This is a genomic window from Acinetobacter sp. S-1 (assembly GCF_059579785.1).
In genome coordinates this window covers 3,636,462-3,659,128 of the sequence record NZ_CM184207.1, presented here as the reverse complement: position 1 = coordinate 3,659,128, position 22,667 = coordinate 3,636,462, and the positions used below count along the sequence as shown (strand labels likewise).

The 22,667-nt window shown below is 39.3% G+C and carries 21 protein-coding genes and 2 tRNA genes; 16 read left to right on the top strand and 7 right to left on the bottom strand.

Annotation, left to right across the window (positions count from 1 at the left end):
- Window positions 1-23 precede the first annotated feature (23 nt).
- The 4 genes from AC52J8_RS17565 to AC52J8_RS17550 are packed head-to-tail and all read left to right on the top strand — an operon-like array spanning window position 24 to window position 7,715.
- Complete coding sequence (locus tag AC52J8_RS17565) at window positions 24-3,770, top strand: outer membrane lipoprotein-sorting protein (RefSeq protein ID WP_086398796.1); 3,747 nt, start codon at window positions 24-26, stop codon at window positions 3,768-3,770.
- Window positions 3,767-5,041, top strand: coding sequence for a porin (locus AC52J8_RS17560; RefSeq protein ID WP_086398795.1), 1,275 nt, complete (start codon window positions 3,767-3,769; stop codon window positions 5,039-5,041). Before AC52J8_RS17565 ends, AC52J8_RS17560 begins: the two co-directional genes overlap by 4 nt.
- Window positions 5,042-5,095: 54 nt before the next feature.
- A complete protein-coding gene (locus tag AC52J8_RS17555; RefSeq protein WP_086398794.1) occupies window positions 5,096-6,961 on the top strand; it encodes an alpha/beta fold hydrolase in 1,866 nt (621 codons plus the stop codon).
- Window positions 6,954-7,715: a 4'-phosphopantetheinyl transferase family protein gene (locus AC52J8_RS17550; RefSeq protein WP_197738952.1), complete on the top strand. Its 762-nt coding sequence runs from the start codon at window positions 6,954-6,956 to the stop codon at window positions 7,713-7,715. The genes AC52J8_RS17555 and AC52J8_RS17550 overlap by 8 nt, the downstream gene beginning before the upstream one ends.
- A gap of 163 nt (window positions 7,716-7,878) precedes the next feature.
- On the opposite strand, the gene AC52J8_RS17545 is transcribed toward AC52J8_RS17550, so the two are convergent.
- A tRNA-Gly gene (locus AC52J8_RS17545) sits at window positions 7,879-7,954 on the bottom strand.
- 45 nt (window positions 7,955-7,999) lie between these two features.
- Window positions 8,000-8,075: transfer RNA gene (locus tag AC52J8_RS17540), tRNA-Gly, on the bottom strand.
- Window positions 8,076-8,305: 230 nt separating this feature from the next.
- Here AC52J8_RS17540 and AC52J8_RS17535 point away from each other — a divergent pair.
- The 5 genes from AC52J8_RS17535 (at window position 8,306) to AC52J8_RS17515 (ending at window position 11,139) form a co-directional block, all read left to right on the top strand.
- On the top strand, window positions 8,306-8,614 hold the full coding sequence (locus tag AC52J8_RS17535; protein WP_002114074.1) for a BolA family protein: 309 nt from the start codon (window positions 8,306-8,308) through the stop codon (window positions 8,612-8,614).
- 11 nt (window positions 8,615-8,625) lie between these two features.
- Window positions 8,626-9,018, top strand: coding sequence for a SirB2 family protein (locus tag AC52J8_RS17530; RefSeq protein ID WP_005071964.1), 393 nt, complete (start codon window positions 8,626-8,628; stop codon window positions 9,016-9,018).
- A gap of 76 nt (window positions 9,019-9,094) precedes the next feature.
- Complete coding sequence (locus tag AC52J8_RS17525) at window positions 9,095-9,937, top strand: ParA family protein (protein WP_005071966.1); 843 nt, start codon at window positions 9,095-9,097, stop codon at window positions 9,935-9,937.
- Between the two features lie 10 nt (window positions 9,938-9,947).
- Window positions 9,948-10,334 (top strand): hypothetical protein, encoded by a 387-nt coding sequence (locus tag AC52J8_RS17520; RefSeq protein ID WP_002114091.1) that lies wholly within the window; start codon window positions 9,948-9,950, stop codon window positions 10,332-10,334.
- A gap of 214 nt (window positions 10,335-10,548) precedes the next feature.
- Window positions 10,549-11,139, top strand: coding sequence for a LysE family translocator (locus AC52J8_RS17515; RefSeq protein ID WP_086398793.1), 591 nt, complete (start codon window positions 10,549-10,551; stop codon window positions 11,137-11,139).
- Between the two features lie 8 nt (window positions 11,140-11,147).
- Here the strand turns inward: AC52J8_RS17515 and AC52J8_RS17510 are convergent, their stop codons facing one another.
- Complete coding sequence (locus tag AC52J8_RS17510; protein WP_033851005.1) at window positions 11,148-11,789, bottom strand: DedA family protein; 642 nt, start codon at window positions 11,787-11,789, stop codon at window positions 11,148-11,150.
- 194 nt (window positions 11,790-11,983) lie between these two features.
- Between AC52J8_RS17510 and AC52J8_RS17505 the strand changes: the two genes are divergently transcribed.
- Window positions 11,984-12,421 (top strand): DoxX family protein, encoded by a 438-nt coding sequence (locus AC52J8_RS17505; protein WP_002114126.1) that lies wholly within the window; start codon window positions 11,984-11,986, stop codon window positions 12,419-12,421.
- Window positions 12,422-12,485: 64 nt separating this feature from the next.
- Here the strand turns inward: AC52J8_RS17505 and AC52J8_RS17500 are convergent, their stop codons facing one another.
- A complete protein-coding gene (locus tag AC52J8_RS17500) occupies window positions 12,486-13,703 on the bottom strand; it encodes a DUF445 domain-containing protein (RefSeq protein WP_014208114.1) in 1,218 nt (405 codons plus the stop codon).
- 385 nt (window positions 13,704-14,088) lie between these two features.
- Between AC52J8_RS17500 and guaA the strand changes: the two genes are divergently transcribed.
- The gene (gene guaA / locus AC52J8_RS17495; RefSeq protein ID WP_031947095.1) at window positions 14,089-15,657 is read left to right on the top strand and encodes a glutamine-hydrolyzing GMP synthase; all 1,569 of its coding nucleotides are present in this window, start codon (window positions 14,089-14,091) and stop codon (window positions 15,655-15,657) included.
- 18 nt (window positions 15,658-15,675) lie between these two features.
- On the opposite strand, the gene AC52J8_RS17490 is transcribed toward guaA, so the two are convergent.
- Entirely contained in the window at window positions 15,676-16,185 is a 510-nt protein-coding gene (locus AC52J8_RS17490) for a GNAT family N-acetyltransferase (RefSeq protein WP_033851009.1), read from the bottom strand.
- 276 nt (window positions 16,186-16,461) lie between these two features.
- Here AC52J8_RS17490 and AC52J8_RS17485 point away from each other — a divergent pair, with 276 nt between their 5' ends.
- The 5 genes from AC52J8_RS17485 to AC52J8_RS17465 all read left to right on the top strand — a co-directional run bounded on the left by AC52J8_RS17485 (window position 16,462) and on the right by AC52J8_RS17465 (window position 19,635).
- The gene (locus AC52J8_RS17485) at window positions 16,462-16,977 is read left to right on the top strand and encodes a PadR family transcriptional regulator (RefSeq protein ID WP_086398791.1); all 516 of its coding nucleotides are present in this window, start codon (window positions 16,462-16,464) and stop codon (window positions 16,975-16,977) included.
- Between the two features lie 60 nt (window positions 16,978-17,037).
- Window positions 17,038-17,343 carry a DUF3861 domain-containing protein gene (locus AC52J8_RS17480; RefSeq protein WP_002114086.1) on the top strand — a complete coding sequence of 102 codons (306 nt, stop codon included), beginning with the start codon at window positions 17,038-17,040 and terminating at the stop codon, window positions 17,341-17,343.
- Window positions 17,344-17,501: 158 nt separating this feature from the next.
- Window positions 17,502-18,449 carry a pirin family protein gene (locus AC52J8_RS17475; RefSeq protein WP_086398790.1) on the top strand — a complete coding sequence of 316 codons (948 nt, stop codon included), beginning with the start codon at window positions 17,502-17,504 and terminating at the stop codon, window positions 18,447-18,449.
- Complete coding sequence (locus AC52J8_RS17470) at window positions 18,446-18,853, top strand: OsmC family protein (RefSeq protein ID WP_014208118.1); 408 nt, start codon at window positions 18,446-18,448, stop codon at window positions 18,851-18,853. Before AC52J8_RS17475 ends, AC52J8_RS17470 begins: the two co-directional genes overlap by 4 nt.
- Before the next feature lie 113 nt (window positions 18,854-18,966).
- A complete protein-coding gene (locus tag AC52J8_RS17465; RefSeq protein ID WP_086398789.1) occupies window positions 18,967-19,635 on the top strand; it encodes a glutathione S-transferase in 669 nt (222 codons plus the stop codon).
- 40 nt (window positions 19,636-19,675) lie between these two features.
- Here the strand turns inward: AC52J8_RS17465 and AC52J8_RS17460 are convergent, their stop codons facing one another.
- Together AC52J8_RS17460 and argS are read right to left on the bottom strand one after the other, a co-directional pair.
- Window positions 19,676-20,290 (bottom strand): SPOR domain-containing protein, encoded by a 615-nt coding sequence (locus tag AC52J8_RS17460; protein WP_086398788.1) that lies wholly within the window; start codon window positions 20,288-20,290, stop codon window positions 19,676-19,678.
- A gap of 157 nt (window positions 20,291-20,447) precedes the next feature.
- On the bottom strand, window positions 20,448-22,238 hold the full coding sequence (gene argS / locus AC52J8_RS17455; RefSeq protein ID WP_086398787.1) for an arginine--tRNA ligase: 1,791 nt from the start codon (window positions 22,236-22,238) through the stop codon (window positions 20,448-20,450).
- Window positions 22,239-22,667 lie beyond the last annotated feature (429 nt).

Genomic DNA, 22,667 nt, shown 5'->3' with positions numbered 1-22,667 from the left:
AAATACAAGAAGGTAGAACCACTATGGTGACCATAGAACATGCTTTCCTTATACCGGCCGAGATTGATAAGGTTTTTAAATATCTTGCAAACCCGGGCAATGATGCAAGCTGGCAATTGTCATGTAAGCATTCAGAGCTACTAGACACTACTCCGCGTGTGGGCAGCAAGTATGAACTCAATTTGAGCTTTGCTAGTCGTGAGTTGGCCTTTAAAGGTGAAATTACACATCTGGTACCGAACGAATTGTATGCCTTCCAAGTGTTAGAAGGACCGTTTTATTACAAAGGTACTTATCGCTTCAAACCGCATCCAGAAGGTACATGGATTGAGTGGTTGTTTGAGGCAGAGCCGGGCGGCTTTTTTGGTGTATTTCCTAATGCACTGCTAAAAAAAATGGTTCTTGCCCAGTTCAAGAAAGATCTTGCTAATCTTCAGGCGCTGGCTCAGAAGGGCGGAACCTATGAGGCAGTGAGTACGCAAACGCAAGAGATTGAAGAGCCATCGGTAGAGGTCGAAAAAACATCGGAGAAGATTGAAGAACCATCGCCAGAGATCAAAAAACCATTGCAGGAGATCAAAGAATCATCGCAAGAGATCGAAAAACCACTTCAAAAGACTCATCTAGTGATGGAGCAATATGCGCGATGGATTCTCAGACATCGCCGTATTGTACTGACGGTGGTCATGCTTTTGACGATTGCTTTGGCATATCTTGCATCTGGTGTAAAAATTATTATTGATCCAGGCGCACTTGCACCGAATGGGCATCCCTATATCACCTCGACCAAGCTGATCGAAAAAAAATTCGGCTCCAAGTATATGGTCGTGATCGGTATTACACCGAAGCAAGGTGATATTTATCAGCCGCAAGTGTTGGAAAAAGTCAAACGTATTACCGAAGAAGTGGACAACGCCCCCGGCGTTGTTCGATCAACTATGATGAGTTTGGCTGCACGTCAAGCGAAAGGGATCATGGCTAATTCGGAAGGGTTTGATGCCAAAAAATTATTGCCGACCAGTTCTGTAACTCAGGATGATATCGATCAACTGAAAAAAGTGTTGGCAATGAATCCAACTTATATGAATTCAGTGGTGTCTAAAGATCAAAGAACTGCTGCAATTTTGCTTGAGCTTGAGGAAAGTCCAGAGGGCTTCCAGAAGATGATGGCTCCGATCAACAAAATTGTAGAAAGCGAACAATCTAAAGATATGACGCTCAGTGTCGGCGGTAATCCTGTCTATCTAGATAAAGCTGAAGATTACTCTAAGCGTATCAATATCTTGTTTCCGATTGCCGTATTGGTGATTGGTTTATTGCACTTTGAAGCATTCCGCAGCAAGCAAGGTTTTATTCTGCCACTCGTTACAGCTTTGTTGGCTGTGGCATGGGGTATGGGCATGATGGGCCTGTTCAAACAGCCGATGGATATCTTTAACTCGCCTACACCAATTTTGATTCTGGCTATTGCAGCAGGGCATGCCGTGCAGTTGCTCAAACGCTACTATGAAGATTTTGATCGTCTGATTGCTCAAGGGATGGAACCTAAAGCTGCCAATAGCGAAGCTGTGGTGCAGTCTTTAGTTCGTGTTGGTCCAGTTATGGTGCTGGCTGGCGGAATTGCGGCGGCTGGATTCTTCTCTCTGTTGACCTTCAATATTCCGACTATTCGTTCATTCGGTATTTTTACTGGAATCGGGATCATCAGTACGCTGATCATTGAGATGACTTTTATTCCAGCACTACGCTCAATGTTGCCACCGCCTTCGGTTACGAAGGTCAAACGCAAAGGGCTACCGATCTGGGATTGGATTCCAAATCGTATTGGCGATGCCATTTTGTCAGTTCGTCCACGAATGATATTAATGACTGCGATTGCGGGAATTGGTGTCTTTCTTGCGATCGGCACGAGTCGTATTGTGGTAGATAACGATAGTCGGAATTTCTTCTCTCGTGACCTAACGATGCAGCAGGATGACAGGTTCTTGAATCAGTCACTTGGTGGCACAAACAGCCTTTATATTATGGTCGATACGAAGGTCCGTGACGGTATTGAAAACCCAGAGATCCTAAAAGCGATTGATAATACAGAGAAGTTCGCGAATTCAATTCCAGAGGTTGGTAAAACAATCTCTATCGTGGACTATATCAAAAGGATGAATCAGGCAATGAATGCCGATCAGCCACAGGCATTTCAGGTTCCTGCAACCAAAGATGTTGTTGCTCAATATCTGCTGTTGTATTCAATGTCTGGTGAACCGACTGATTTTGAATCCTACATTGATACTACTCAGCGCTATGCCAAGATCACGATTCTTATGAAAACGGGCAGCAACCACCGTATCAAAGAAATCCTTGAGTCGCTAAAAACGTATATGGCGGCTCAATTGGGTGACAAGGCTGTAGTGAGTTTTGGTGGTGACGTGACGCAAACCATTGCTTTGACTGAGACAATGGTTCACGGCAAGCTTATGAATATTCTACAAATTTCATTTGCCGTATTCTTTATTTCAGCACTGGTCTTCCGTTCGATTTCAGCTGGACTGATTGTTCTGACACCACTTTTGTTCTCAATTCTTGCCATCTTTGGTGTGATGGGCTGGCTCGACATTCCGCTTAATATTCCAAATTCCCTTATCTCGGCCATGGCTGTAGGTATTGGTGCGGATTACGCAATTTATTTCCTCTATCGTTTGCGTGAAATCTTGCGCGAAGAAGGTGGAGATATCAAAGATGCTATTCGTAAAACATTAAGTACTGCTGGTAAAGCTTCTCTTTTTGTCGCGACTGCGGTCGCTGGCGGGTATGGCGTATTGTCGTTGTCGCAAGGCTTCCACGTACATCAATGGCTGGCGATGTTTATTGTGATTGCGATGCTATTCAGTGTGTTTGCAACCTTAATTATGGTACCTACAATGATTCTAATATTAAAACCTCGTTTCATCTTTTCCTCAAATAAGAAAAGTATCCCCGTTGCACAAACTGTTGTGACAAGCCTTTTGTTAGGTACTGCGCTCACCTTTTCATTACCTAAAACATCTCATGCAGATGAAGTTCAAGATATTGTTAATCGTAGTGATGATGCCTCTAAATTCCTGACCTCAAGTGCTAGTGCCAAATTTATTTTGACTTCTAAAAATGGTGAGCAACGTGTGCGCTTGACTAAAAATATGACCAAGCTTGCTGGAAATACTCAGAACAATATGCGTTTGACCGAGTTCATCTCGCCTGCAGATGTACAGGGAACCACGACGCTATTGATTGAGAACTCAAAAGGCAGTGATAGCATGTTTGTCTATTTGCCTGCATTGAAAAAAGTACGCCGTCTTTCATCAGCGAATAAGGGTGATGCTTTTATTGGTACGGACTTTAGTTATGGTGATGTACTTGGCTATAAGTTAAGTGACTGGAAGTACACCAAACTTGCAGATGGCAAATTTAATGGCAAAGATTGCTATATGATCGAAGCAACGCCAATCAATAATACGGTGAAGAGTGACTTTGGTTATAGCAAACGTCGCATGTGCATTCTCAAAGACAACTTTGTTACAGCAACCATCGATATATGGGACACAGCAGGCAAACCGTTAAAGCATATTGAGTTCACGGATATCCGTCCTTACGGCAAAGTAAAACCAAGATGGCAAGCCATGAAATCTATGGCGAAGAATCTGCAAACTCAGCATATGACACAAGTGATCGTCAATGATTTTGTCGCAGAAAAAACCTTATCGGATAAGCTTTTCTCACCTCAGAGTCTTGAAAAATGACGCAAGGTGCCTATTGGGTATTTGCATGCTGCAGTAGCTTTATGCTACTGCAGCATGCTTATGCAGATGACAGCGAAATGAGTTTTGTGAGCCAGAACTCAGCCAGACTCGATGTCTGGTCATCAGATCGTGATTTAAGTTCGTTAAAAAACATTGGGCAAGCAAGTTTCTGGTCCAATGGTACGCTCAAGTTTAACCCTGAGTTTAAGATCCATTACGACATAAATATTGGAGACGAAACGGACCATACTGTAAACCCAGATCAGGTGAGTAAGGTGAATCGCAACTTACGTGAGTTGTACGCCTCTTACAACTGGGATCAGACGTTCTATCTTGATGTTGGCCGCCAGATTGTCGTCTGGGGGAGAGCTGATGGGATTAATCCAACAGATAATCTATCACCCCGTGATTATACGCGCCTAGTACCAGATGAGACAGATCAACGTCTTGGAAATGATGCACTCAAATTGACGTATATACCTGAATCTGGAACCAATAAATGGACAGCGTTGTGGTATCCGCGTAGTCGTTCAGATGTAATTCCATTGCGTCAGATTGCTGGTGTTCAATATGACATAGACCGTAAGAGCCGACCTGCATTTACAATGCGCTGGGATTATTCTGTAGATGGTCTAGATGTGGGTGCATCGTATTTCTCAGGTTTGGACCACATGCCCGATCTGTCAATTATTTCTGCATCTCCAACAGGGGAGGCAACATTGCAGCTGAAAAATAATTCTATGTCCGTCTATGGATTTGATTTCAGTTATAACCATAACGATATCGTATGGCGCGGTGAAGCTGCCTATACAAAAACTGACTCGAATGGTAGTGAAGATCTTACGCACAAAAAAAATAATCTGACCGTGGTCATGGGTCCAGAATTAGCATTGAAGAATTCCACCGTGAGTTTAGTAGGTGTCTATAAACATACGGAGGACTTAAGATCTGCCGATAGTCTAACAAATCCATTATTGAGAGAAGTTTACCGTTATCAGCAAACCATCAGTAACCAATATGAGCGTGATCAATATGGAGCTATGCTGCGCTATGCACTTAACCTCCTGAATGACAATCTAAAGTTAGAAGTAACAGGTTTCTATTTTGCACCAGAGCCCAATGAGATGCTGAGAGTTCGTATTAATTACAACCTTAATGATCACTGGCAATTGAATGCAGGTGGTGATCGGTTCTGGGGCAGAAATGATACGGTGTTAGGACAATTTAGAGATAACAGTCTGGTGTATGCCCAGGTTCGATATAACTTTTAAGATAATTCGCTCCAAAACAATGCTGGAGTTTGCAGTCCCTAATTAAGGTGATTTATGAATAATTTAAATAATGCAAAAAAAGATAATTTTTCACGGAAGACCATATTAGTAACAGGTGCAGCAGGTTTTATTGGCAGCAGATTGATCGTTGAACTTCTACGAGAAGGTCATCAGGTGATTGCTGCACTACGCAATGCGGCAACTAAGAAAGACAAGCTATTAGGTTTCATTGCAACACAAGGGCTGACAGATCCATCTATTTCTTTTGTTGAATATGATTTAAGTCATGACTTTAAGTTGGACTCTCTACTAACGGATGCTCAAACAAAGATCCATGTTGTTTATCATCTTGCAGCATCATTTAATTGGGGCATTAGCAAAGCTGAAGCTCAGCGTACGAATGTTAAATCAGGACTTGCTCTGATTGAATGGGCTGCGACATTGAAGCAGCTTGAGCGATTTATCTGGATTGGTGGATATCGTGTCGCTACCCCGCCGCAAGAGTCTGCTGATGATTTGTATTATAAATATGGTGGTTACGAAGCTTCGAAAATTTTAGGGCATCAAGCTTTTATTGAGACATGTAAGCGTTTAAATGTGCCATGGACCGCAATAAATCCGGCGACAGTCATTGATGGTTTTTATACTTATGGTGATATGCAATATATTGGTATTGCCGAAATGATTGATAAGTTATATCAAGGACGTCTGCTGGCGCTGCCTGGTGGGAGTGATACATTCCTGCCACTGTGCAATATGCAATATATCGTGAGCTTTCTCATCCGAACGATATCTTTTCCTGAGACTATTGCTCAGGAGTATGTATTACTTGATCCTGCGACACCTAAATGTCATCGTCTAGTTAACCTAGCTGCCGAGCACTTAGGGGTTAGCGCACCACATTTGCAAATACCTAAAGTTCTGCTCGAGAAATTACCTGAGGTATTGCTTGGTGGCTCAAAAGAGCAGCTCGCTTTTATTTCTAATGAAAACTATCATGTCGCTGAGACAGAAAAGATAGCTGTTAAGATGGGTATCGCAGACCTAATAAATACCAGTCCTTATTTTTCTCGTTGGATTGATCGTCTGGTACTTACACGTTTTGGTCGTATGCAAGCTCCAACGCCTAGCTGTTTCAGCTATCAGAATCGATATTGGACAGAAATCTATACTAAACAACCAGTTGGTTCAGAAAAATCTTCTGCATTATTTTTACACGGTATTCCATTCGATAGCACATGTTGGCTCCCAATAATTAATAAAATCACCTATGATCAGGTCGCTATGATGGACCTACCTGGACTTGGGCGTTCAGGTAGTTATGAGGTGATGGAAGATAACAATCATCAGTTTATTGATAATGCTGCAAAGCTTTTAGCACCAAATAGTGTTGTTATTGCTCACTCGTTAGGATGTTTATTTGCATTGAGTCTTGCACAGAAATATCCAAATAAAGTTGCACGTCTTATCCTTATATCGCCTTATTTCGTGCAGGCACAGGCCGCAAAAATATTTCAAATACAAACGATCTCTAATCTAATTTTCCGTTTTGTATCGAAAGATAAAATTGCTAAAAATCTGCATCCAGATGGACAAAAAAATCTATCTGTTGGTTATGCGATGGATTCATTACGCCGAGTGTCGGTAGCCAAGCATATTAGTGAGTATATGCATCGTATTAGTTTGCCTCAGCAGAGAGTATCTCAAACAGCTTTGTTAAACGACCTTGGCTCTAAAGTTGAAATCATTGTTGGAGAGAAGGATCCAATTGTTACTACAATAAGTCCTAATATTCCTGTACATATCATTGCTGGCGCAGGCCATAATCCGCACGTTACCCATGTAGAAGCGGTTTATGATTATCTCACACCAGTTCTAACCAAATACATCAGCACCACAGTACAGCTCAGTGATGTCTGATATTTCCAAAGTACAGGTTTATGTCTGCCCGGTTTCACGCGTGCCACAAAACCATCTCATATTGAGTCATTATCTCAGCTTTCTCAATGCGGCAGAAAAGTTGAGATATGATCAATATCATCCTCATGCTGCACGACTTTTCTTAATTTCTCGTGTGTTAACGAAGTCTGTTTTAACAGATAAGTTGGGTATTTCACCCCATGAGGTCAACATTCAATTACAACCTAACGGCAAACCTTTTATACAAGGCAATAAAGCTGTTTATTTCAATCTTAGTCATTCAGCAGACGTTATTGTTCTTGCGGTGACTGAAGAAGGAGAAATAGGAGTCGATGTTGAACGGGTGGACCGTGAGTTCGATTGGATGCGTGTCGATAGTGTGTTAGCGCCAAGTGAAATTGAATGGATTCAGGAAAATGAAAGGATTGATCCATCCAGTGTATATCAACGGTTTTTTCAAATATGGACCTTAAAAGAATCCTATATTAAATGTACTGGCGAAGGAATGAGTCGTCATTTAAAGAAGCTCAACTTTCATGTGTTAACTGAACATATAGATTTTCTCGATTCAACACGTGATATCCAAAAGACAGAAGAATATTATTTCCAAAGCTATGTCTATGATCATAACTTCATCTTTTCTATCTGTTTACAACAAAGATGTAGTCTAGAGCGCTTTAACTTGGACTGTTTTCAATCATTACCCTTTATATCTACGCATCGAATAACTCCAACACCTTGTACATATAGCTAGATTGAATCGTTATAACTGACGATTTAAAAATCTGAGTCTATTAATGAAACACTCGGGCTTGAGTCGAGCTATTCTCAAAATATGCTGTGAATCGATAGAACGTAAAATCATGGGTCGGTAAAAAGAAAAAAGCCCCAGTCTTTCGACTAGGGCCTTTTAAATTTGGAGCGGGAAACGAGACTCGAACTCGCGACCCCAACCTTGGCAAGGTTATGCTCTACCAACTGAGCTATTCCCGCATATATAAGCAGTTTTTACTAAAACTTTCTCAAAAAAAACCAATTTGGAGCGGGAAACGAGACTCGAACTCGCGACCCCAACCTTGGCAAGGTTATGCTCTACCAACTGAGCTATTCCCGCGTGCCGCTTATAATACATTAAGCAAAACAAGGGTCAACAACTTTATGCAAATAATTATGCTGATTGCATAAAATAAAAACAGAAATGAGCATTTAGCAGTATTTTTATTGTTAAGTTGCCGAATAAATAGACATTTTGTTTGAAGTCAAAGCATACAAGAGCAACTTTTGTTTGTGTGTAGACAAGGTATACTAGGTTCAAATATACGAATAATCGTAAAAGGAAAAGCTATGAGTCTTGAACAACAGTTGATTGAACGGTTACAAACACTTGCACCTAGTCATTTGGAAGTGATCAATGAGTCTGCCGGGCACGGTGGTTATTTTCCAGGTAAGGAATCTCATTTTAAGGTGATTATAGTGAGCGACGAATTTAATGGATTGCGTTTAGTTCAACGTCATCAAAAAGTATACGCGTTAGCTTCTGATTTGATGAATCCGGGCCAAATTCATGCTTTAGCAATTCATGCTTATTTGCCAAGTGAGTGGCAAGGTCAAGCACCTGCTAGCCCAGAATGTGCACATGCACCTAAAAGCTAAGGGTTAATTTCATGGATGCACATTTACTCACTAAAATTATTCATATGACTGCGGTAGCTGCCGCACTTATGGTCTTTGTTTTACGCGCTTCAACTCTGTTTATAGGTGTTCAAGGTGAACAACCCAATCCAGCAGGGCGTAAAGTATTAGTTGCCTTACAACATTTGTCATTTACCGTGGTTTTCATTACGGGTGCAATTTTGTTAGTCATGAAAGACTTTCAAGTACAACCGTGGTTTTACGCTAAAATTATTCTATTTTTAGTGTTGTTATCTTCCCTGATGAAAGCCTTTAAAAAAGATGACACTCTTTTGTTGGCACAGCGTCGTGCAGGTTTGGTCATTAGTGCGATTGCATTTATTGCTATTATTATCTTAGTGATTGTGAAACCTGTTTTTGCTTAATTGTTCTACATTCTTTGCCTTTTTGATTAAGCTCTAGGTTAAACTGCGTACAGTAAAATAATATGCAGAGGGAAATATGTTAACTCGTGTGGTGTTTAACCAAAAAGGCGGTGTAGGGAAATCAAGTATTACTGTAAATTTGGCTGCAATTAGTGCCAAACATGGCTTAAGAACATTGGTGATCGATCTTGATCCTCAAGCCAATTCTAGTCAGTATCTTTTAGGTGACGAAGCAACCTATTCTGCTGAAAAATCAATTTTAGAACCAAATATCGAAAATTTCTTTGATGATGTGTTGGGCAACAATCAACAAAAGGGTTTAATCGGTAACGCATTAGGTTCAATTTTAAAAGCTCCAAGAAATAAAGATCTCGACAGTTTTGTTCATTCAACTCCTTTTGCAAAATTAGATGTGCTTCCAGCAAGTCCTACACTTGGCGCGCTTGAACATGCGCTTGAAAGTAAACATAAAATTTATAAATTACGTGATTCGATTCAAAACTTAGTTGGGCGATATGACCGTATCTATATAGACACACCACCAGCATTTAACTTTTTTACTCTCTCTGCTCTGATTGCGGCAGATAAAGTACTCATTCCTTTCGACTGTGATGTTTTTTCAAAGCGTGCGTTACAAACATTGATTGAAAATGTTCTCGAAACGCAAGATGATCATAATGATCGCTTGGAAATTGAAGGAATTGTGGTGAATCAATTCCAATCCCAAGCAAAATTACCTCGGGAAGTGGTTCAGCAGTTAAAAGATGAAGGGTTGCCTGTACTCAATAGCATGTTACCGCCTTCGATTTTGATGAAAGAATCGCATCAGAAAAATTTACCTTTGGCCCATTTGGCACCCGAACATAAATTGACTCAAGCTTATGAGACATTGTTTGGTGAGATTGAGCCAAAACGATAAGAGAAAAATGATGAAAGGCTTATATATTGCGCCTTTGGTGGCAGCCACTTTACTCCTTGGCGCTTGTGCTACAACGGTAAAACCGACTTATGTGTCTCCGACACAATATCAATCTTTGAGCTGCCAACAGCTACAAAGTGAATATAACCGTATTCAGCAATATATCGACAATGGCGTGCAAACTCCAAAAAGTACAGGTATGGGTGTTGGTCTTGGACTCGGTGGTGGCTGGGGACGAGGTGGTTGGGGATTCGGTCCATCTATTTCTGTAAACATGGGACAGTCTTCTTCAACGAAAAATACCGAACTTTCACGTGTTTTAGGCCAACAAGAAGCAATTGTTCAGGCTGCCCAGTTCAAGAATTGTCCAATTATTGTCCGCAAAAAGACCAATTAATAGTCAACTTTACATCACAATATGCTAACTAAGGCATGTTGTGATGAATAAAGTTTAGCAAAATGTTTCATAATAAAATTAATATAAATAAGTGGTTTATCAATTTTTAAGCTTCCAAAATTCTGTATTTTCTGTAATCAAAAAGCCTTATAAACTTGCTATATTTTGCCTGTTTCGTTTAAGGTGGCCCCATCTTGGATATTATGGAAACTTTATGATTGAGAGTTGGTTTTTTGTATTGGCAATGTTGGCTGTTTTGCTCATTCCTGGGCCGACAAATGCTTTACTTGCAACCGCTGCTCATTCTCAAGGTTTATCTAAAGCATTTTGGCTTATTCCTATGGAATGGTTAGGCTATGCCTACGGTATTAGCTTTTGGGCTGTGTTTATTCATTTGGCAGCACCAGTTTGGCCGGCGTTATTGCTCATTTTACATATTATAAGTGTGGCGTATGTGTTCTCGATGGCATTCCGATTATGGAAAACCACCCATTTACAACAATTTAGTCAAACTCACCGTAACATCCGCCCACGTCAATTATTCTTCTCAACCTTAAAAAATCCGAAATCTTTACTTTTTGCTGCAGGTATTTTCCCTGCCGAAACATGGAATTCGCCTGAAAATTGTCTAATGGTATTTGGTGTTTTTACATTGACGCTCATTCCAGCTGCGAGTTTCTGGATGATTTTTGGACGTGCACTATTAACGGGCCCAGTACAAAAAATAAAAGCCGATCATTTATATAAAGGATCGGCTATGTTGCTTATTTTATGTATGCTTCCAGTGGTATTCCGTTTCTTCTAAATTAAGTCTTAAGCATTGGTTTTCCGGCTTTTTAGCTTTTCACGTATAAAGCCGATGATGCCCGGTAAAACACTAATAATAATGATGCCAAAAATAAGATGAGTGAAGTTGTCTTTAACGATTGGCATATTTCCAAATAGATAGCCTAACGCCACAAAAGAAGCGACCCAACAAAATGCGCCAATCACATTATAAGTTAAGAAAAACTTATAGTTCATGCTACCAGCACCCGCAACAAAAGGGGCAAAAGTACGGGCAAATGGAACAAAGCGAGCAAAAATAATTGTTTTGCCACCATGACGAGCAAAGAATTCTTGGGTTTTAATTAAATGCTGCTTATTAATGAATCGTGAATTCATTTCAAATACACGTGGACCGATAAAACGACCAATATGGTAGTTCACTGTATCGCCTAAAACGGCAGCAATGAAGAGTAGAGCACCCAATAACCATGGATCCATCGCACCTGTAGATGCTGCTAAAGCACCAGCTGCAAATAGTAAACTATCTCCCGGTAAAAACGGCATAACCACTAAACCGGTTTCGACAAAGATAATTAAAAATAAAATGCCATAAATCCACGTCCCGTAATTTGTAATAAACTCGGCGAGATGCTGATCAACGTGTAGAATAAAATCAATAAGTTCCATGAGATGATTAAGTGGTAAACCGTGCTCAAATCCTAGCAGTGACCCTATAGAAAGTCAGTATAAAACATCAAAAATATACAAATTGATCATCCTGTTTGTGCAACGATATATATGGATTTTGAGTATTTAATTATCAATGTCCCAAACCTAGAATGAGCTCATCAATAAATAAGCATTTAAATAAAGGTGGCAAAATGTTTAATCCAAATGTAGTGGTCAAAAATATCGTAACGCAATCAGGCGCGGACAGTTTTATTAGCCTTATTGCTCGTCTTCTTATGGCTTATATCTTCCTTGTTGCTGGTTGGGGAAAAATTACCGGTTATGCAGCAACTGCAGGATATATGGAAGCAATGGGTGTACCAGGTGGAATTCTTCCTTTAGTTATCTTGGTTGAGTTTGGTGGTGGTTTAGCCTTGTTATTTGGTTTCCAAGCACGCTTTGCAGCTTTTGGTCTTGGTATCTTCAGTATTTTAACTGCATTCTTGTTCCACCAAGGTGGGGCTGATGCAGCGGCACAATACAATAATGGCATCCATTTTATGAAAAACTTAGCAATGGCAGGTGGTTTATTCTTCCTAATGCTTCATGGTGCTGGCCGTATTAGTCTGGATCATGCAATCGAAAAATAAGATATAAGACAAAAGAAAACCGGATGAGCAAGTCATCCGGTTTTTTTATTTCTTTATTTTAAAATTAAAGCATAAATTGGATTTGTAATTCCCCAACCACGAAACCAAGAACTGCGCCGACTGCAATCAAGGCCCACTCATCTTCTTTAAATGCAGGACGTAACATCCCTTCAAATTCAGAAGGTGTTAATTTTTGCATACGTTCAATGAGTGTGCTACGAATATTCATTGCATCTTCTGCATAAGACTCTACATATTTCATCGTCTCTGGAAGCTGTTGCATAATACGTTCAGCAACTTGTGATTTCATATTCTGATATTTTTCTCCGCCAATTGCATATACAACTAACGGACGAATAACCCCAGCTTGCATATCAATTTCTTGTTTGACATGGCGGTTAACCAGATCAATAACACGCGCAGAATGTGTACCCGAAAATAACTCTTCCATCATGTGACGTGAAGTTAAAAGCTGTTTAGAAATTAAAGCTGCATAGTCAGCAGCAACTTCATTTTGACGTTTAATAAACAGACCTTGCCATGTGTAACCCAATATCTTTTTAGGATAAAGTGGTCTAAACATCATTTGCAGTGCAATCCAGTCACTAAAGAAACCCACAAAGCCACCAAACAAAGGTAGCATCCAAGGATATTTTCCTTGAGTGACAATCCAGCACAGCATCTGAATCACACCAATACCGAAGCCAAATACAAAGCCTACATTACTGAAAAATTTAAATTCTTGTTTCCCTACACGTTTAAAAATATTGTTGAGCAAACGTTTATCTTTAAGCAAGTTGCTGATCACAAGATGTTTAATATCAAAGTATCGATTCACATCACGTTGTACTTCGCTCATGATGTGTTCAACAATTTCTGGTGCTTTGGATTGCACACGACGGATGAGTCTTTGGCGAGCAAATTCTGGCATGCCTTCCCATAAACCAGGCTGATACTCTTGAGCAACGTCACGGGTAATATCTTCAGCCGCTGCAAGTAGAGGTTTTTCTATTTCTTTGGCAATACGTTTAGGATCTAGGCGTGCAAAAATTTCTTCAGGTTTAATCAGCTTTGCTGTCATGAGCTCAACAGCAATGGTTGCCATTTTCTCGGCTTTGCGAGGCACAATGCCTTGCCAACCCAAAAATGGTTTAATACCTTTAAATTCAAGTGGTGAAAACATCATCTGGATGGCAACCACCTTGGTGATATAGCCAATTAAACCACTCATAAAAGGAATAGAGACATACAACCAAAAATGTTGCTGGAAATCTGCAATCATAGTTTGAAGCATTGTTGTTCCTTAGATTTCTATTGATTTTGATAGGGGGCAACAAGCCATAAAAATGGATAATTGTTTAAGCACAGACAAATATCGCTTATGGTATTTACCTTTCCATGGTAATGCCTGTTTTATCGGCTCATCTTAACATCAAATTCAAGGCGATGTTGCATAGAATGTGATGAATTTATCAATACCCATGGAGTTTTTAAGCGTAACCCATACATTTGATAAATATAAGTAAATTTTGATTTATATCAAACAATCCAATTATAGAAATGATTCTGATATGAAAAAAATAAGATATATGATGATTTGCGGTGCGCCGAAGCGCGAAAAATGTTAAAATGGCGCGCTTAATTCTTTTGCCATTTAGTGGTTTGTCATGACTACCAATACTCAAATTACTGAAGATCGTATCCTGATTCTGGATTTCGGCTCTCAATATAGTCAGCTCATTGCACGTCGTGTACGTGAAGCTGGTGTTTACTCTGAAATGTATGCTTTTGATATGTCTGAAGAAGACATACGTGCTTTTAAGCCAAATGGCATTATTTTGTCAGGTGGACCTGAGAGTGTGCATGAAGAAGGCAGCCCTCGCGCACCACAAGTAGTGTTTGAGTTAGGCGTTCCAGTATTGGGTATTTGCTATGGCTTGCAAACCATGTCTGAACAGTTAGGCGGTAAAGTTGAGCCAGGTACTGTACATGAGTTTGGTTATGCCGAAGTTGATATCGTTAAACGCGACCAACTGATTGGTAACTTACAAGACCGTGAAAACCAACTTCATGTTTGGATGAGTCATGGTGACAAAGTTAGCCAGATTCCAGAAGGCTTTACCATTACTGCAAGCACACCAAGCTGTCCAGTTGCTGCTGTAAGTGATGAAGCGCGTCGTTTCTATGGCGTGCAATTCCACCCAGAAGTAACACACACGGCAAAAGGTGAAGAGTTACTTGCAAACTTCGTTCATAAAATTTGTGGATGTGGCGGTCTTTGGACGCCTGAACACATCATTGATTTACGTGTAGAACAATTACGTGAACAAATTGGTAATGAAAAAGTTCTTTTAGGTCTTTCTGGTGGTGTTGACTCATCTGTCGTTGCTGCGCTTTTACACAAAGCAATTGGCGACCAGTTAACATGTGTATTTGTTGATAATGGTTTACTTCGTTTAAACGAAGGTGACCAAGTGATGCAAATGTTTGCTGAAAACATGGGTATCCGTGTTATTCGTGCAGATGCTGAACAACGTTTCTTAACTGCATTGGCTGGTGAAGTTGATCCAGAGAAAAAACGTAAAATCATTGGCCGTGAATTCATCGAAGTATTTGCTGAAGAAGCACGTAAACTTGATGGCGTGAAATTCTTGGCACAAGGTACGATTTACCCAGACGTAATCGAATCTGCTGCAAGCAAACAAGGTAAAGCACACGTAATTAAATCACACCACAATGTGGGTGGTTTACCAGACGATTTAGAATTTGAATTAGTAGAACCTTTACGTGACTTGTTCAAAGATGAAGTACGTAAACTAGGTACTACACTTGGCTTGCCACACAGTATGATTTACCGTCATCCATTCCCGGGCCCTGGTTTAGGTGTTCGTATTCTGGGTGAGGTGAAGAAAGAATATGCTGATATTCTTCGTCTTGCTGATGACATCTTCATGCAAGAGCTTCGTGACAGCGGTTGGTATGATAAAACTGCTCAAGCATTTGCTGTGTTCCAACCAGTTAAGTCAGTTGGCGTAGTAGGTGATGGTCGTCGTTATGCATGGGTAATCGCACTTCGTGCAGTTGAAACTGTTGACTTTATGACAGCTCGTTTTGCACATTTACCATACGAATTAGTTGATAAAATCTCAACGCGTATTATGAATGAAATTAAAGATGTATCACGTGTTGTATATGACGTGTCATCTAAACCACCAGCAACAATTGAGTGGGAATAATCAAATGAAAAGGCAGGATTAAATCCTGCCTTTTTTATGTTTATTGATATACTGGTGACTAGTAATAAAAAAAATACTTTGATTTGAACCAAAACGTTCTACTGATTTGCCAAAAATCATTCCAACACGTTCTAGCAATTTGATAGATGCTTTGTTCTGTGTTTGAGTCTCGGCTATTACTTTCTTAAGATTTAACTCATTAAATGAATAATTTAAAACAAATTCAAGTGCTTGAGTTGCATATCCATATCCCATATATTCCGGCAGCAATTCATATGATACTTCGATATCTGAGCCGTCATGATGGGTATCCAGAGATATAATTCCTAAAAAATTATGATTAGTAGAAGATCGAATTGCCCAAATAGGTAATTTACTTGGATTATTAATATCAGCATGTGCTCGTGTTTGAGCTAAAGATACTTCCAATGGGCCACCTAAATACTTTCTAGTCGTATCATTTGTATAAAGTCTAACTAAATTAGAGGCATCTGCTAATGTTAAATCGCTTAAATAACACAAGTGCATATTATTTATGATTAAAGAGAAAAATTAACATATTACATTTTATAAGAAATTCATCCTAAATATTATTTTCTTACGTTAGCTTAAACTTTTTCTCAGAAAACTAGCTATTAAGATGCTTAAGCACTCTTTTTTTATTACTTAGTGTTTAAAGAAAATAAAATTAATTTTAATAATTATCAAAGCAATAGTTTGGATTTTATTATTTTTTCTTGATAAAAGATATATTAAGATATATCTTAATAAGCATAAATTAAACAGATTCGAGAATCTTTAAAGATGAAACAACAATCAGAACATCATCATATTGAACACAATGAACATCATCGTTCGGGTCGCCGTGGAAGACTTTTTGAAGCGGGACGTATGAAACTTTTGGTACTTCATCTTATTCAGCAAAGTCCTAAGCATGGTTATGAAATCATTAAAGAAATAAGTGATTTGGTAGGCGATGGTTATACACCAAGTGCGGGAACAATCTATCCAACATTAACCAGTCTTGAAGAAATGAATTTGATTAATTTGCTGAATGTAGAGCGTAAGCAATATCAAATCACGGAATTTGGGAAAGCTTACTTAGCTGAAAAACAAGACAATTTGAAAGAGTTATTAGAAAAACTACGTTTAAGACGAGAAATCCACAGTAATGATGAATTAATCGAAATTCATCGTGCCATGGAAAACCTAAAAACAGCCTTGCGTTTGAAGTTGAACTCTGCTGGTTTCCAACAAGAGCAGATTTATCAAATTGCCGAAAAAATTGATCAGTCTGCTGTTGCGATTGGGCGGCTATAAATCGACCTTAAACAAGTTGAAATTTTTTCAAAGTTATTAATTTTAAGAGAGAATTTATATATGAAACAACATCAATATCATGTCACGGTACAACACTTAAAAAATGCAAAGGGAGAAGCCTCTACTTATACTGAACGCCTTGAGTTCTATGCGGGAAATCATGACGATATTTTTGAAATTGTTGAACGCTTAAAAAAAGCAGATTTTTTTGATGATGAAACAACAAAATCTTTTGGAGTTGGGCTAAAACTTTTTAGTGAGGTTATGCTTGAAAACCGTGACCACCCACTATTTCAAGAGTTTCTCCCACAATTTGGTCAATTTATGAAAAACCTAAAACAGCTCGTTAAAACTCAATCATCTTAAGCTGCTCAATGCAGCTTTTATTTTTCTATAATTAAAAAATGGATTGTCTCATTCATAGCACCCTGTGTATTACTAAAAGACTATATTGAATAATGAGTGTATTGTTAAGATCATTACAACGACTCATTGCAAAAGCATAGGTAAAAGAGAGTAATATCATGAGCAATAATAATGATTACGATATTTCTGATTCAAAGGATTGCGAAAAATTTGCCAATCAGTTTATTCAGGAATTTCCAATTCGCTCTGCTGAAATTGGACAGGGGACAGTCATTAAGCGGGCTTTACCTAGCCGACAAAAACGAATGATTGGTGCGTGGTGTTTCCTAGATCATGCGGGCCCAGTAACTTTTCCGGCGGGTGATGGTTTAGATGTTGGTCCTCATCCTCATATTGGTTTGCAAACCTTCACGTGGATGATTGAAGGCACCATGATGCATACCGATAGCTTAGGTTCAAAACAACTGATTCGACCTAAACAAGTTAATTTAATGACGGCAGGTCACGGAATTTCACATACAGAAGTTGCACCTGATACAGAAACTCAAATGCACGCTGCTCAGCTCTGGATTGCCTTACCAGATGCTAAGCGCAACATGGATCCGAAATTTGAACATTATCCTGAACTGCCTGTTGTTGAGAAAGACGGTCTAGAGTTTACCGTGCTTGTGGGTGAATATTTGGCAACTACTTCTCCAGTCTTGGTACATACGCCGTTAGTGGGTGTTGACCTCATTGCTACCGAAGATACGAAAACCCGCATTCCATTAAATCCTAATTATGAATATGGTTTTATGGCGCTTGAGGGTAGTGCTCGTGTAAATGGCCATGAGTTAACTGCTGACAACATGGTGGTATTAGATACGGGTCTTAGTGAAATTGAGATTGAAGTAAAAAAAGGCAATCGTATCCTTTTGATTGGCGGTGAACCGTTTGAAACACCAATTTTGCTATGGTGGAACTTTGTTGCACGTACAATGGATGATTTAAAAGAAGCCCGTGAGCAATGGATTAACCATGATGCACGTTTTGGTGAAATTCCAGATTATGTAGGTGCACGTTTAGAAGCCCCTGTTCTTCCAGATAAAATGAGAGCATCAAAATGACAGCAGTAATTGCAAGCAGTAAAGCAAAGCCCCTTGCTGAACAATGGAAGGGCGAAATCACCAGTGGTCGTCACCAATATTTTTGTGATGAGCCAGAAAAGTTAGAAGGGCAAGATCAAGGCCCAGCGCCATATGATTTGCTCACTGGAAGTTTAGCCGCGTGTACGCTCATTACTTTAAGAATGTACGCAAAGCATAAGGGTTATGATTTTGGTGAGTTTTCGGTTGAAATCGATTTTCATACCAATAGAGAACATGAAGAACATATAGAACGTCGTATTGTTTTTAAAGACTTGCCAAACGAAGAGCTTCAACAAAAAATCTTAGCGGTATGCGGTAAAACCCCAGTCACTAAAACTTTGTTACGTAGTTTAGACATTCATACTGTGCTTGTTACAGTGTAAAAATGCTATTTTGTTGAGGTGGATGATTTTATATCCATCCCACAAATGGAATAAAACAGCATGTTCACATGCTGTTTTTTATGTAAAAAAGAAAAATAAAAGCAGGCAATAACATGATTAGTGTACACCACCTGGAATGTTCGCGATCGTTTCGAATTCTATGGGCTTTAGAAGAATTAGGCTTAGATTATGATATTCATTATTATCAACGCTTACCTAACTATTCCGCTCCAGAAACATTGAAATGTATTCATCCTTTAGGTAAAGCTCCGATTTTGACTGATGATGAACAAGTCATCGCAGAATCAGCTGTGATTTTAGAATATTTACAGCAGCGTTATGATCAGAAGCAACAATTTAAACCTAAAGAGCCACAAGATTTACAGCAGTATATTTACTGGATGCACTATGCAGAAGGTTCACTTATGCCGTTATTAGTCATGACTTTGGTCATGAATAGTGTAAACAAGCATGTGCCATGGTTAATTCAACCAGTAGCTAGAAAAATCACGGAAGGGGTGAAGGCAAATTTTGTTCGCCCACGTATGAAAGATCATATTAGTTTTTTAGAAAACTATTTGGCAGAGCATGAATATTTCGCAGGTGACTTTTCCTTTGCTGATATTCAAATGAGCTTTCCTTTGGAAGCTTTACAATCTCGCTTACAGGGTAAATACCCTCATATTCAAGCTTTTTTACACCGTATTCAGCAAAGACCTGCGTTTCAAAAAGCGAGACAAAAGGGAATTGGTTCTAATGAAAGGAATTGTGCTGATATTTAAAAGAAAAGGAACAAATATTTGTTCCTTCTTTATTTTCACTTTACTTGCGTTTGATCACGATAGAATCAATGCCACTGTGTTGTAAGGTCTGCTGAGCAGCCAAGGCAGCGTCTTGAGTATCATACGGTCCGGAAATAACGCGATACCATGTTTGTCCGTTTTCAGTACTTTTGACTACGTCCGCAGATAAGCCATTTAAAATGATTTCTGCACGGCGGGCATCAGCCTGATCAGGATCGTTATAACTACGAACTTGTAAAATATATGTAGGTTGCGGAGGAGTTGTAGCCGACTGATTCGAGTCAATTCCTACACTTTCAGAGGCAGCTGGTTGAGTGGTACTTGGTGCCTCAACGATCATAGCAGTGCCTTGATTTTTACTTTCAGGGATCGCTTGTTCAGGAATAGGGGTAACCTGTTGTTGAGGCAATAGGTCGTAGAAGCGATAGTCTTTATTAGTATCTTCTTCTTGATAATGTTCAGAAGTAATCTGATTTTTCGCAGGAACAGGTTGCCAAGGTTTCCAAAGCATAAGCATTACAGCGATACATAAGACCGCCAAAATAGCGACAAGTGTCCCTAACCATTTGGGAATTAGGGGCTTTTTAGGCTTATTAGGTCTTTCAGATACACCGCGTTGCGTTTTGCCAAACACGTGGATTATTCCTCTGTATTTTGATTGTTTTTTAATTCGAGTTTGAGTCTCGTCTTACGATGCTAAAAACAGTGGTTTGTATTGATATTTTAACTATACAAACCACCGCTTACTATATATTGCATGACCTTTAATTTGCTGTCATGCAATATATTTATTACATAGATTCTGGTGCAGATACACCAAGTAATTCTAAACCATTACGAAGTACTTGTTGTACATTGATTGAAAGCAATAAACGGGCTTGTGTAAGCTCTGCATCATCGCTTAATACTTTATGTTCATTGTACCAACCGTGGAACAGGGCAGCTAACTCTTTTAAGTAGTTACCAACCTGATGAGGTTCATATGCATTTGCAGCACGTAATACCGCGTCTGGGTATGCAGCCAGTTTAGCAAGAATCTCAGTTTCTGCATCAAGAGACAAGCGAGCTGCATGTGGACGAGCAGCGTTTACATCGAATTGTAAATCTGTGCTTACTGCTTTTTCTAACATACGACAAATACGTGCGTGTGCATATTGAATATAGTACACAGCATTGTCTTTACTTTGTGAAACAGCAAGGTCAAGGTCAAAGTCGATGTGTTGTTCACTCTTACGCATTACGTAGTAGAAACGAGCTGCGTCATTGCCTACTTCTTTACGTAAGTCACGTAAAGTCACGAATTGACCTGAACGAGAAGACATTTGAACCATCTCGCCGCCACGCCATAAACTTACGAACTGAACTAAAAGAACAGTCAATTTCTTAGAGTCGTAACCCATTGCATCAATCGCCGCTTTTACGCGAGAAATATAGCCATGGTGGTCAGAACCCCAAATATCGATTAGGTCAGTATAACCACGTTGTAGTTTATTTAAGTGGTATGCAATGTCAGATGCAAAGTAAGTCGTTTGGCCATTACGACGCTTAACAACACGGTCTTTTTCATCACCAAATTCAGTCGACTTGAACCAGATGTTGCCATCTTTTTCATAAAGGAAGCCACGTTGATCTAACGTTTGTAAAGCTTCATCAATTTTTGCACTAAGTGATGCTTCACTGAACCATTGATTGAACGTTACACCAAAATCAGCAAGGTCATCTTTAATATCATCTAAAATGGCATGAAGAGCAGCTTGGTGGAATACGCGGTAACCTTCACCTAACAATTGTTGTGAGTTGGCAATAAGGCCATCAATATGCTTTTCTTTATCACCAGATAACACAACTTTGTTGCCTTCGCTATCTAGCTCTTCAGCATATTGCACATCTTCTGGTACATCTTTATAAACATTCGCAACTTCACGAACGTAAGCATCGCCATCTTTATCAATAATGCCTTGTGCGATTTCTTTAACGTAATCGCCTTGATATGCATTTTTAGGGAATACAAGGTTTTGTCCAAGTAGTTCTAAATAACGTAAATAAGTAGAAGTCGCCAAAATATCCATTTGACGACCAGCATCATTCACGTAGTACTCACGGTCAACTTTAGCACCCGTTGCTTCAAGTAAATTAGCAACAGTCATACCGTATGCTGCACCACGTCCATGACCTACGTGTAGGCTAGACGTTGGGTTTGCAGAAACAAATTCGACTTGAATCTTTTTCGCTGCATTTGCTTGGCTACGACCAAAAATTTCTTTTTGTGCTTGAATTTGATCAAGAATAGCAAAACGCTGGTCTGCATTTAAAAAGAAGTTAATAAATCCGGGCCCTGCGATTTCAGCTTTACTGATATCTGCCACTTCTGGTAATGCAGCTAGAACTTTCTCAGCTAAATCACGTGGTTTCATACCAGCAGCTTTCGAGCCGATCATGGCAATATTAGAAGCAAAGTCGCCATGGCTTCGGTCTTTGGTGCGTGTTAAGTTGCTTGTGTTTTTCCAGTCGGAAGGAAGCACCCCTTCTTGTTGAAGAGTTTGCACTGCATGGTCGAGAGCTGCTTGTATTGCCGTATTCATATCAATCGAAAATAGATGTCGCAGAAAAACGTCAAATATAGCAAATTTCCGATGACTTAGGGGAGGGGATTTAATATTCCAATAATTCTTTATGCAAATTACTGATGATTATTTTTTAAATGAATGTTGGTTGATGAATCGCCTTATTATTCTGAGAATAAATAATTACAAGCCTTCTGGGCAGTTTTTGTGAGTAAATTACGTGTTTAATTTAATATTATTTCCTGAGGAAATACCTATTGCCACTAACTCATATAATTATGGCTTTTAAAATTGAGAAAATAAAAGAGGTTTTTAAAATTATAAAAATATTAAGATACTGATTTATATTAATTATTTTTAAACATGTTGTAACTAAATAGTGTTTAATTTTAACATCACGGTTTAAAATATCTATTTTGATCGAATTAGGCTTAAGCTTATACGCAC

Bases quoted from the DNA above. Each gene is read 5' to 3' on its own strand.
- AC52J8_RS17500 (WP_014208114.1), bottom strand. From the start codon at position 13,703: ATGATTGCAGATTTCCAGCAACATTTTTGGTTGTATGTCTCTATTCCT.
- AC52J8_RS17480 (WP_002114086.1), top strand. From the start codon at position 17,038: ATGAAACAACATCAATATCATGTCACGGTACAACACTTAAAAAATGCA.
- AC52J8_RS17465 (WP_086398789.1), top strand. From the start codon at position 18,967: ATGATTAGTGTACACCACCTGGAATGTTCGCGATCGTTTCGAATTCTA.
- argS (WP_086398787.1), bottom strand. From the start codon at position 22,238: ATGAATACGGCAATACAAGCAGCTCTCGACCATGCAGTGCAAACTCTT.
- AC52J8_RS17560 (WP_086398795.1), top strand. From the start codon at position 3,767: ATGACGCAAGGTGCCTATTGGGTATTTGCATGCTGCAGTAGCTTTATG.
- AC52J8_RS17490 (WP_033851009.1), bottom strand. From the start codon at position 16,185: ATGCACTTGTGTTATTTAAGCGATTTAACATTAGCAGATGCCTCTAAT.
- AC52J8_RS17485 (WP_086398791.1), top strand. From the start codon at position 16,462: ATGAAACAACAATCAGAACATCATCATATTGAACACAATGAACATCAT.
- AC52J8_RS17515 (WP_086398793.1), top strand. From the start codon at position 10,549: ATGATTGAGAGTTGGTTTTTTGTATTGGCAATGTTGGCTGTTTTGCTC.
- AC52J8_RS17505 (WP_002114126.1), top strand. From the start codon at position 11,984: ATGTTTAATCCAAATGTAGTGGTCAAAAATATCGTAACGCAATCAGGC.
- AC52J8_RS17470 (WP_014208118.1), top strand. From the start codon at position 18,446: ATGACAGCAGTAATTGCAAGCAGTAAAGCAAAGCCCCTTGCTGAACAA.
- AC52J8_RS17550 (WP_197738952.1), top strand. From the start codon at position 6,954: ATGTCTGATATTTCCAAAGTACAGGTTTATGTCTGCCCGGTTTCACGC.
- AC52J8_RS17555 (WP_086398794.1), top strand. From the start codon at position 5,096: ATGAATAATTTAAATAATGCAAAAAAAGATAATTTTTCACGGAAGACC.
- AC52J8_RS17520 (WP_002114091.1), top strand. From the start codon at position 9,948: ATGAAAGGCTTATATATTGCGCCTTTGGTGGCAGCCACTTTACTCCTT.
- AC52J8_RS17535 (WP_002114074.1), top strand. From the start codon at position 8,306: ATGAGTCTTGAACAACAGTTGATTGAACGGTTACAAACACTTGCACCT.
- AC52J8_RS17525 (WP_005071966.1), top strand. From the start codon at position 9,095: ATGTTAACTCGTGTGGTGTTTAACCAAAAAGGCGGTGTAGGGAAATCA.
- guaA (WP_031947095.1), top strand. From the start codon at position 14,089: ATGACTACCAATACTCAAATTACTGAAGATCGTATCCTGATTCTGGAT.
- AC52J8_RS17565 (WP_086398796.1), top strand. From the start codon at position 24: ATGGTGACCATAGAACATGCTTTCCTTATACCGGCCGAGATTGATAAG.
- AC52J8_RS17510 (WP_033851005.1), bottom strand. From the start codon at position 11,789: ATGGAACTTATTGATTTTATTCTACACGTTGATCAGCATCTCGCCGAG.
- AC52J8_RS17530 (WP_005071964.1), top strand. From the start codon at position 8,626: ATGGATGCACATTTACTCACTAAAATTATTCATATGACTGCGGTAGCT.
- AC52J8_RS17475 (WP_086398790.1), top strand. From the start codon at position 17,502: ATGAGCAATAATAATGATTACGATATTTCTGATTCAAAGGATTGCGAA.